The organism is Plantactinospora sp. KLBMP9567, from assembly GCF_033446045.1.
GTDB lineage: Bacteria > Actinomycetota > Actinomycetes > Mycobacteriales > Micromonosporaceae > Plantactinospora.
In genome coordinates this window covers 230145-240592 of the sequence record NZ_JAWQRR010000034.1, presented here as the reverse complement: position 1 = coordinate 240592, position 10448 = coordinate 230145, and the positions used below count along the sequence as shown (strand labels likewise).

The window sequence follows — 10448 nt, the reverse complement described above, 5'->3', positions numbered from 1 at the left end:
CTGTCATGTCCCGGTAGATGTGTCAAGGGTGTGTCCCGGGACATGTGTCAGTTGATGATGTTCGATATTGGGGTGAGGCGTGTGTAGGTCTTCTTGTCTCGTGGGGCGGTGGTGTGGCCGATGGGGTGGCCGTTGCTGGCGTAGACGGTGATGTGGTTGCCGTCGCGGATGGCGGTGACGGTGTGGCCGCGCCAGATGCAGCCGAGACCGATGCGGGTGTAGCCGACGTTGATTGCGCCGGTGTCGGAGACGGTGGGGTGGTGGACGGTGGCGTCGGTTTGGATGGGTAGGGCTTGTGGTCCGCCGTGGTGGGGTGCGGTGGTCCAGGCGTGGTGTGGGGTGACGCGGCCGGGTAGGGCGCTGTGTCGGCGGTGGTGGTTGTAGTGGTGGCGGTAGGTGTCGAGTAGGCGTTGGAGTTGTCGCAGGGTGTGGGGTTGGTGGGGTTGGGCGGTGAGCCATCTTTTGAGGGTTTGGTGGTGGCGTTCGACTTTGCCGCAGGTTTGTGGGTGGTAGGGGCTGGAGTGGATGAGTCGGGTGCCGTGATGGTGGACGGTTTCGGCGAACGGGGACGGGCCGGCGTTGTCCTTGAGGAGTCGGTGGGTGAAGATCGTGCCGTTGTCGGACAGGACGATCGCGGGTGGGCCGTGGTCGGTGAAGGCCCTGCCGATGGCGGCGATCGCGGCGGTGCTGGTCTCGGCCGGCGCGGCCCGGCAGGCGACGAGCATGCGGGTGCAGTCGTCGAGGACGTCGAAGACCGCGACGAGTTGGCCGTTGGCGAGGCGGATCCTGGTGGCGTCGATCTGGTAGCAGTCGCGGGGCTGGGCGTAGGCGAAGCGGCGCCAGGTGCCGCGGGGTCGTTTCGCGGGGTTGCGGTCGAGCAGGTCGTGGCGGGACAGGACCCGGTTGATCGTCGACCGTGACGGCACCCTCCAGCCAGGGTCGGTGAACGCGTGGATCAGCAACAGCTCGTCACGGATCTGGTCCGCGCCGTTGTCGACACCAAGATCGTTGCGGAGTTTGCAGATCCACGCGTCGAGCTCCGGCGGGGTGATACCAGGACTGTGATGCGGCCGGCGGGATCGCTCCCGCCAGACACCCTCGGCCTGTACCCGGGCGCGGTGCCGGTAGAAGGTGCGTGGGTTGACGTTGTTGTCATCGCACCACTGCTGCACGTTGTCGATCCGCACGCCCGCCGCGAGCAGGGCGTCCATCGCGGTCATGACCTGACGTCGATTCGCCATGCCCAGCAGTCATACCGCCCACCAGACCGATCATGTGACACATGTACCGGGACACAACCTGCGACAGATGTCATGGGACTGAACAGTTAGCGGCGCGCCACAACTCGCCAAGAATCTTGGTGGTCCCGCTCGTCGTCAGCGTGGGCGGGAGCGGGGGAGCCAGTAGACGATCCGGGCGGCGAGTTCGCGGGGGTCGGTGCCGGGCAGGTCCTGTAGGGCGCGGTGGAGTTGGCTGGCGAGGTAGACCAGCAGTCGGATCCGGTCGTCGTAGTAGGCGCGGAGCAGGCCGAGCCGGGCGGGTTGGCAGGGCCAGGGCGCACCGCAGGTCCGGCAACGGAATGACGGCCGTGCGGGTGTGTGCGGCCGGAACCGCGCGTGGGGCGAGCCGATCGCGCCGTGTTGACAGTGTTCCGTTCGCCGGAGCGGAGAAAGTGCCAGGAGATGACAGTGGCCAGGGCGAAGACGGCGGTGGCGGCGTACGGCACCGAGGGCAGCCCGGCGGCGGAGCCGAGCAGGCCGGCACCGACCGCGCCGACCGGGGCGGCGAGCAGTGCGACCGTACGCTGGGCGCTGCCGACCCGGCCGAGCAGCTCGGCGGGGACGTTCCGCTGCCCGTACGCCGACCAGAGCGCGTTCCAGACCGCGGTGCCGGCGGAGAAGACGGCGAGTGCGGCGGCGCCCGGCACCGGATGCCGGGCCACCGCCAGTGTGGCGACCGCCAGCGTCTCGGCGACCAGCACCCAACGCAGCCCGGGCAGGGTGCCGACTCGGGCGGCGACCCGCCCCGCGCAGAGTCCACCGGCCAGCCCGCCGAGCACCGCCGCCGACATGAACAGGCCGTAGCCGGCGGCGGGCACCGCCAGCACCTCCAGCGCGTAGAGCACGATGATCGCGATCAGGCCGCTGGTGGCCAGGTTGGTGACCACGGTGAGGCCGGTGATCCGGCGCAGTGTGCGGTCCTGCCGGATCCAGCGCAGTCCGGCACCGGCCGCCCGCCAGGCGGCACCTGGACCGGTGGGTCGGGCGCGTGACGTCGCGGTGGCAGCGACGGGGGACGCGGTGGCGTTGACGGGAGTCGCGGCCGGCGGGTGGAGCTGGGTCGGACGCAGGGTCAGCGCCAGCAGGGCGGCGACCGCGAACGTCAGCGCGTCGACGGCGAAGGGCAGGGCCGCCGACAGGGCGAAGAGCACCCCGGCCAGCGGTGCGCCGACGAATCCACCGGCGACGGCGGTACCCGCCTGGAGCCGGCCGTTGGCCACCGCCAGCCGTTCGGCGGGCACGATCCCGGGCAGTACGGCGAACGCGGCGGCGTCGAAGAGCACGCCGAGGCTGGCGAGCAGGAAGGCACAGCCGACGAGCCCGACGATTCCGACCTCGCCGGTTATGACCAGCAGCGCGAAACCCGCGACCAGGGCGGCACGTAATCCATCCGCTGTGACCATGATCCGGCGCCGGTCCCAACGGTCGGCGTAGACGCCACCGAGCAGGCCGAACAGCAGCGGCGGGAGCTGCCCGGCGGCCACCACGGCCGTGACGGCGCGCGGATCCCGGGTCACCGACGCGGCGAGCAGTGCCAGAGCCGGGGTACGCAGCGCGTCGCCGAGCCGGGACACCACCGCCGCCGTCCACAGTGCTCGGAAGCCACCAGCCCGAAGACGGCCGACGGATCCCGCCGCCCTCGCCGCTGTCGTGTCGGACATCGGTGACCGCCTCTCCCCGACTCGCCGTACCGGTCGGTGACCGGGCCGAGCCTGCGGTCTCGATCGGGTCGAGGGTCAAGCCGCCCGCCCGCCGTTTGCGGGGAAAGTCGGCGGAAAAGCAGGACGCGACGTGTCACCTCGGGCCGGTACCGTGAGCGCCGTCACCGGACAGGAGTGAGTGAAGCGATCGTGGACCGGACCTTCCAGGTCGACCTCCGTGGCGTGGTCGACCTGCTCAGTCACCATCTCTACGGAAGTCCTCGGGTCTACGTCCGGGAGCTGTTGCAGAACGCGGTGGATGCGATCACCGCCCGGCGGGCCACCCACCCCGGCGCCCCGGCCGTGGTCCGGATCGAGCCGCCGGAGCTGACCGGCGACGGCACGCTGCGGGTGCACGACACCGGCATCGGCCTGACCGAGTCGCAGGTGCACGAGCTGCTCGCCACGATCGGCCGCAGCTCCAAGCGGGACGAGCTGGGCTTCGCCCGCCACGAGTTCCTCGGGCAGTTCGGCATCGGCCTGCTCTCCTGCTTCCTGGTCGCCGACGAGGTCCGGGTCCGCACCCGACACGCCGACGAGCCGACCGTGCTCTGGACCGGTTACGCCGACGGCCGCTACCGGGTCGAGCCGGCTGCCGTCGACGCGCAGCGCGCCGAGCCGGGCACCACGGTCACGCTGGTCCCACGCCGCGACGCCGAGCAGTGGCTGACCCGGCCGACCGTGACCGAGCTGGCCCGGCTGTTCGGGTCGCTGCTGCCGGTCCGGGTGCTGGTCGGCGACGTCGAAACCACCACCGGGCCACCGCCGTGGTCGGCCCCGGCCGGGACCTCGCCGTCCGCCCGCCGGGACAACCTCGTCCGGTTCGCCCGCGACGGGCTCGGCTTCACCCCGTTCGATGTCGTACCGCTGTCGGTGCCGGAGGCGGGGCTGACCGGCGCGGCCTTCGTGCTGCCCAGCGCGGTCAACCCGGCGGCCCGGGCCGGTCACCGGGTCTATCTGAAGCGGATGCTGCTTACCGAGGGTGCCGAGGGGCTGCTGCCGGACTGGGCGTTCTTCGCCCGCTGCGTGGTCGACTCCACCGAGCTGCGCCCGACCGCCAGCCGCGAGGCGCTCTACGAGGACAGCCTGCTGGAGGCGACCCGGGAGGCGCTCGGCGACCAGCTCCGGAGCTGGCTGGTCCGGCTGGCCGGTGGTGCGCCGCGCCGGCTCGCCGAGTTCCTCCAGGTGCACCACCTCGGGGTGAAGGCGCTGGCCCTGCACGACGACGAGATGCTGCGGCTGGTCGAGCGCTGGTGGCCGATGGAGACCAACACCGGGCAGACCACCCTGGCCGAGTTCCGCGAGCGGCACGGCCTGATCCGCTACGCGGCCAGCATCGACGAGTTCCGCCAGCTCGCCGGGGTGGCGGCGGCGCAGGACCTGGCGGTGGTCAACGCCGGTTACACGTACGACACCGAGATCATCGAGCGGTTGCCGACGGTGGACCGGTCGGTGCTGGTCGAGCGGCTGGAGCCGAACGACCTGACCACCCGCTTCGACGCCCTCGACCCGGCGGCGGAACTCGCGCTGCGGCCGTTCGTCGTTGCCGCTCAGCGTGCCCTGGACCGGCTCGGTGTCGAGGTGGTGCTCCGCTCGTACGCCCCGGCGTCGCTGCCGGCGCTCTACCTGGTGAGCCGGTCGGCGGCCTTCGAGGAGCAACTCCGGTCGACTCGGGAGCGGGCCGACGAGACCTGGGCCGGGGTACTCGACGCGCTCGCCGCCTCCGGCCCGGCCGAGCGCCCGCAGTTGGTGCTCAACCACCGCAACCCGCTGGTCCGCCGGGTCAGCGCGCTCGGCGACCCGGCGCTGGTCGGGCTCGCCGTCGAAGCCCTGTACGGCCAGGCGCTGCTGCTCGGCTACCACCCGATCCGCCCCGCCGACGCCGCCCTGCTGAACAGCTCGTTTCTCGGCCTGCTCGGCCGGGCCGTACCAGGACAGGAGTGACGATGGGCCGGGACACCGACGACCTCTGGCGGACGATCGACCGGGTCGGCGAGATGCCGTACGGCAGCGGTCAGGTCGCCGCCGCCGAAGCGCTCCTCCGGCAGGTGGACGCCACCGGTGACGAGCAGCTCGCCTTCGCGGCCCGGATGCTGGCCACCGCCGCCTACTACTACGGCGGCGAGCCGGCCAAGTCGTTCGTCACCTTCTCCTGGTGCCTGGCCGAGTTCGACCGCAACCCGAGGCCGTACCACCAGCGGCACCTGCACACCCTGCTCTGGTACTTCAAGCACATGGTCAGCGGCCTGCTCGAGTTTCCCGAGGTGCCGCTGGACCGCACCATGGCGGTACTCGACGACATGGAACGGCGCTACCGCGACGGCGGCCACAGCCTCCAGATGGTCTACAAATACCGGCACCAGGTGGCGGTGCACGTCGGCGCGGCGGAGGAGGCCGCGCAGTGGTACCGCCGGTGGACCACCGCGCCCCGGGACGACCTCTCCGACTGTGCCGGCTGCGACCCGACGGACCAGATCGAATACCTCGCCTCGCTCGGCCGGCACGAGGAGGCGGTGGCAATGGCCGAGCCGGTGCTCGCGGGCCGGCTGGGCTGTGTCGAGCAGCCGCAGTGCGTACTCACCGCGCTGATGCTGCCGTACCTGCACACCGGGCGGCGGGAGCAGGCGCGGGACGCGCACCTGCGGGCGTACCGCCGGCACCGGACGAACATCGCGAACATGTCGTTGGTCGGTGAGCACCTGACCTTCTGCGCGCTGACCGGCAACGAGGCGCGCGGGCTGGAGCTGCTGGAACGGCACCTGGGCTGGCTGGACGAGGCACCGTCGCCGGCCGACGCGATGGCCTTCGCCGCCGGCGGGGCGCTGCTGCTGCACCGGCTGGCCGCCGACGGCCACGGGGAACTGCCGGTGCAGCGCCGTGGCCACCTGGACCGCCCGGCGGCCGAGGTGCCGGTGACGGTGCTCGCCGCCGAGCTGACCGGGACGGCCCGTGACCTGGCCGCCCGGTTCGACGCCCGGAACGGCACCGGGGCGCAGTCGGCGATCGTCGCCGAACTTCTCGGCCGGCAGCCGGTCGGCGAGTACCTGCCGCTGTCGCCGACCGCCCGCCGCCGCCCGGCCCCCGCCAGCGCGTCCCCCATCGCCGCGCCTGCCCCGGCCAGCCGGCCCGCCGGCAGTTCCCCCGGCAGTTCCGCTGGCAGCACCTCCACCGCTGAGGGGGGCGGCGCGTCGACCGGCAGCTCGACCGCCGAGGGCAGTGGCGCGTCGACCGGCCCGGCCGGTGCCGTCTCCGGCGACGACGGCACCGGTGGGATCGACAACACCACGGCGGCTCCGGCCGGATCGGCCGGGTCGGCTCCGGCCGCCGAGCCCGGCGGAGCCTCCGCAGGGTCGGCCCGGCCCGCCGCCCGGCTCGACGTACCGCGGGACGCCGGCCCGGAACGGTTGCTCGACCTGGCCGAGGCGGCCTGGCGTACCGAGCGCGACGACGACCTCTTCGCGGTACTGGCGGTCTTCGACGAACGGTTCGCCGGGCAGGCGCAGGGGCAGTCGGTCGCCGCCCGCCGGGCCGAGTTCCGGGCGGTCGAGCGGCAGGTGGCCGGCGACGTGGCCGGAGCGGTGGCGGCGAACCGGGAGGCGCTGGCGCTGCACCGGCAGGTGCCGGATCCGCTCCGCGCCCAGGTGGTGGCCGGCCGGCTCGGCGTACTGCTGGTGATGTCCGGCGAGCCGGATGAGGGGATGCCGCTGGTCCAGGAGTCCGCCGACTACCTGATGGCGCACGGTGACGCCTGGCATCGGGCCGCCGCGCAGGACCGGTTGGCGATCGCCTCCGCCGAGCGGGGTCGGGGTGCCGAGGCGCTGGCGGCGGTGGACCGGGCGTCGACCGAGGCGGCCGGTGCCGACGACCGCTATCTGGTGGCACGGATCGCGCTGACCAGGGTCCGGGTCCTGGAGTTGCTGGACCGGGGCGCCGAGGCCGGCGAGGCGGCGCTGCGGGCCCGGGACCTCTACGACGAACTCGGCCTGCCCGAACACCGGGCGGTCGCCAGCCTCGGCTACGCCAACTCCCTCGACGACCCGGAGCAGGCGGTCTCGGCGTACGACGAGGCGGTGCGGCTCGCCACCGGCAAGCTGGCGCTGCCGGCCCGGACCGGGCGGGCCCGGGCGCTGGTCGCCGCCGGCCGCCCGGGCGAGGCGGTCGACGACCTGGTGGAGGCGGTCGCGCTCTGCGTCGAGCGCGGCATCGTGGACGGCGCCGCCTACCTGCGCTGGGAACTGGCCGACGCCTACCGGCGGGCCGACCGGGCGGTGGAGGCGGCCGAGGCGGCGGAGGAGGCGGTCGGCGAGCTGGACCGGCTCGGCCGGCAGGCCGACGCGGACCAGTGCCGGCACCTGCTCGCCACCGTCTACCGGTCGCTCGGCGAGGACGGCCCCGCCCTGGCCCTGCTGGACGAACTCGCCGACAACCTCGACGGCCCGGACAACCTGCCCGCCCGGGCCGGGGTGCTGGAGGAGGCCGGCGAGCTGCTCTACGCCCAGGACCGGGACAATCTCGCCGCGCAGCGGTTCGGCGCCGCAGCCACCGCGTTCCAGCTCGCCGGACTGCCCCTCGACGAGCTGCGGTTACGGCGTCGGGAGGTGGCCGCCCAGCACTGGGCCGGCGACCCGGCGGCGGCGCTGGCCGCGCTGGAGGTGGCCGACCGGGTGGCGGCAGCCCTGCCCGGCGGGTCCGCAGACCCGGCACCATCGGCGGGGTCCGGATCCGGTACGCCGGATTCCGACGACGCCGAGGTCGAGCCGGCGGTGCACTGGGAGCGGGCGATGCTGGCCGACGTCGCGGCCCGGGCGCTGCTCGGCGCGGACCGGCCGGACGAGGCGCTGGCCCGGCTGGACGGCGCCGCCGACGCGCTGCGGTCGATCCAGGCCTTCGGTGAGGCGCTCCTGGTGGACCTGCTGACCGGGGAGGTGTTGCTCCGGCTGGACCGGCCGGCCGAGGCCGAACCGCTGCTCCGGACCACCCTGAACAGCCTGCCCGCGCACTCCGAGCCGGTACGCCGGACGGCCTGGCTGCTCACCGTCGCGCTCGCCGCGCTCGGCCGTACGGCGGAGGCCGACGCCCTGCGTGCCAGCTACGCCCTCGACCCCGACGACGAGTAGCCGGCCCGATCCCGCCCGCCGGATCGGGCACCGGCCCGGGCGCGGGTCGGACGGAGGCGTCCGCCCAGTGGCGGCCGACACTCGACCGAGAGCCAGCGATTGACAGCTGACTAGGCTGGTCGGGTGACGGTGGAGGAGCAGGTGATGGCGACGGAGGCCGGCGCGCCCGCCAGCGGCGTGCGGCGACGGCGGTCCCGGCGCGAGGAGATTCTGGAGATCGCGGTCGGCCTCTTCGCGGCCCGCGGCTATCACGGAGTCTCGATGGACGACATCGGGTCGGCCGCCGGGGTCACCGGCCCGGCGCTTTACCACCACTTCGCCGGCAAGGAGGCGATGCTCGCCGCCGCGCTGATGCCGGTGAGTGACGGGCTGCTGGCCGGCGGCCGGCAGCGGGTCGCGGAGCATCCGGAGAACTTCCGGGCAGCCCTCGAATCCCTGATCGACTTCCATGTCGAGTTCGCCCTGGCCAACCCGGCGGTCATCGCGCTGCACCTGCACGAGCTGGACCGGCTGCCGGAGGAGCCCCGCCGGCAGATCCGGCGACTCCAGCGGCTCTACGTCGAGGAGTGGGTGGGGGTGCTGACCGCGCTGCACCCGAAACTGTCCGCAGGCGAGGCGCGGGTGCTCGCCCATGCCGCGTTCGGCCTGATGAACTCCACGCCCTTCCTCGGCGGCGAGGTGGACCGCCAGCGCCGGGCCGCGCTGCTCCGAGCCGCTACCCTGGCTGCGCTGCTCGCCGACCCGGACGACTGAACCTTTCTCAACCTGAGCCGCGTGGCGCTCGGGCACCGCGTCGGGGGGGGGGGGGGGGGGGGGGGCGGGGGGGGGCGGTGGCCCCCCACGGGGAGGTGGGAAGAGGTTCACCGAGCCGGGCCGCGGACGGCCGTACAACGAGGTGCGGCCGCTTCGAGTACGGAGAGGTAGAACACGATCATGATCGAGTCCCTGCTCGTCGCGAACCGTGGCGAGATTGCCCGCCGGATCATCCGGACCGCCCGGCGACTCGGCGTACGGACTGTCGCGGTCTACTCCGAGGCAGATGCCGACCTGCCGTTCGTCCGCGAGGCCGACGAGGCGGTCTGCGTCGGCCCGCCGAACCCGGCGCAGAGCTACCGGAACGCCGAGGTGATCCTCGCCGCCGCCAAGTCGACCGGTGCGCAGGCGATCCACCCCGGGTACGGCTTCCTGTCAGAGAACGCGGACTTCGCCCGTACCGTCGAGGCGAACGGCCTGATCTGGGTCGGGCCCGGCGCCGACGCGATCACCGCGATGGGCGACAAGATCAATGCTCGTAACCTGATGGCCGCCGCGGGCGTGCCGGTGGCACCCGGCAGTACCGACCCGGCCGGCACGGTCGAGGCCGCGATCGCCGCCGCCGAGGAGATCGGCTTCCCGGTCATGGTCAAGGCCGCCGCCGGAGGCGGTGGGATGGGCATGGCGGTCGCCGCCGACGAGGCCAGCCTGCGCACCGAGTACGACAGGGTGCGCGCCTTCGCCGAGCGGATGTTCGGGGGCGGCTCGGTGCTGATCGAGCGGTACTTTCCCCGGGTGCGGCATGTCGAGGTGCAGATCCTCGGCCTGGCCGATGGCCGGGTGGTGGCGCTCGGTGAGCGGGAGTGCTCGGTGCAGCGGCGTAACCAGAAGCTGGTCGAGGAGTCGCCGTCCCCGGCCGTCGACCCCGCGCTGCGGGAGCGGCTGCTGGCGGCGGCGGTCCGGGCCGGCGAGGCGGTCGGCTACCGCAACGCGGGCACCGTGGAGTGCCTGTTGGTCCCGCGCCAGCGGGACTTCCAAGGCGATGGCACCGACCACGATGAGTTCTTCTTCCTGGAGATGAACACCCGGCTCCAGGTCGAGCACCCGGTGACCGAGCTGGTCTACGGCGTCGACCTGGTCTCCGAGCAGCTCCGGGTGGCCGCCGGGCTGGCCCCGAACTTCGACCCGGACGCGCTCGTCCCGCGCGGGCACGCCATCGAGCTGCGGGTCAACGCCGAGGATCCGTTGCGGTTCATGCCGGGCCCGGGCGCGGTGACCGCGTGGACGGAGCCGACCGGCGAGGGGGTCCGGGTCGACTCCGGATACTCCCTCGGCACCACCGTCACGCCGTTCTACGACTCGCTGATGGCGAAGCTGATCGTGTATGGCGCCGACCGGGCCGAGGCGATCGACCGGGCCCGTACGGCGGTGGCCGGCTTCGAGATCGCCGGACCGAAGTGCAACCTGCCGTTCTTCGCCGAGCTGTTCGACAACGCCGAGTTCCTCGGCGGCGACTACGACACCGGCATCGTCGGCCGGATGCGGGCGAAGAAGTGACCGGCCGGATGGGAGCGGGGAACGTGGGCGGGTGGAACGAG

Annotated in this window: 6 protein-coding genes; 4 read left to right on the top strand and 2 right to left on the bottom strand. The window is 73.2% G+C overall.

The genetic code is table 11. From position 1 onward, the window contains the following. Positions 1–47 precede the first annotated feature (47 nt). The gene (locus R6Y94_RS26300) at positions 48–1241 is read right to left on the bottom strand and encodes a DDE-type integrase/transposase/recombinase (protein ID WP_318398518.1); all 1194 of its coding nucleotides are present in this window, start codon (positions 1239–1241) and stop codon (positions 48–50) included. Positions 1242–1327: 86 nt separating this feature from the next. Then, a complete protein-coding gene (locus R6Y94_RS26295; protein ID WP_318398517.1) occupies positions 1328–2941 on the bottom strand; it encodes an MFS transporter in 1614 nt (537 codons plus the stop codon). A gap of 189 nt (positions 2942–3130) precedes the next feature. Between R6Y94_RS26295 and R6Y94_RS26290 the strand changes: the two genes are divergently transcribed. From R6Y94_RS26290 to R6Y94_RS26275, 4 genes are all read left to right on the top strand, one after another. Then, a complete protein-coding gene (locus tag R6Y94_RS26290; RefSeq protein WP_318398535.1) occupies positions 3131–4924 on the top strand; it encodes an HSP90 family protein in 1794 nt (597 codons plus the stop codon). A 2-nt stretch (positions 4925–4926) separates the two neighbouring features. Next, entirely contained in the window at positions 4927–8097 is a 3171-nt protein-coding gene (locus R6Y94_RS26285; protein WP_318398516.1) for a hypothetical protein, read from the top strand. 144 nt (positions 8098–8241) lie between these two features. After that, a complete protein-coding gene (locus tag R6Y94_RS26280) occupies positions 8242–8850 on the top strand; it encodes a helix-turn-helix domain-containing protein (protein WP_318398534.1) in 609 nt (202 codons plus the stop codon). A gap of 180 nt (positions 8851–9030) precedes the next feature. Further along, entirely contained in the window at positions 9031–10407 is a 1377-nt protein-coding gene (locus tag R6Y94_RS26275; RefSeq protein WP_318398515.1) for an acetyl/propionyl/methylcrotonyl-CoA carboxylase subunit alpha, read from the top strand. The last annotated feature ends 41 nt before the right edge of the window (positions 10408–10448 follow it).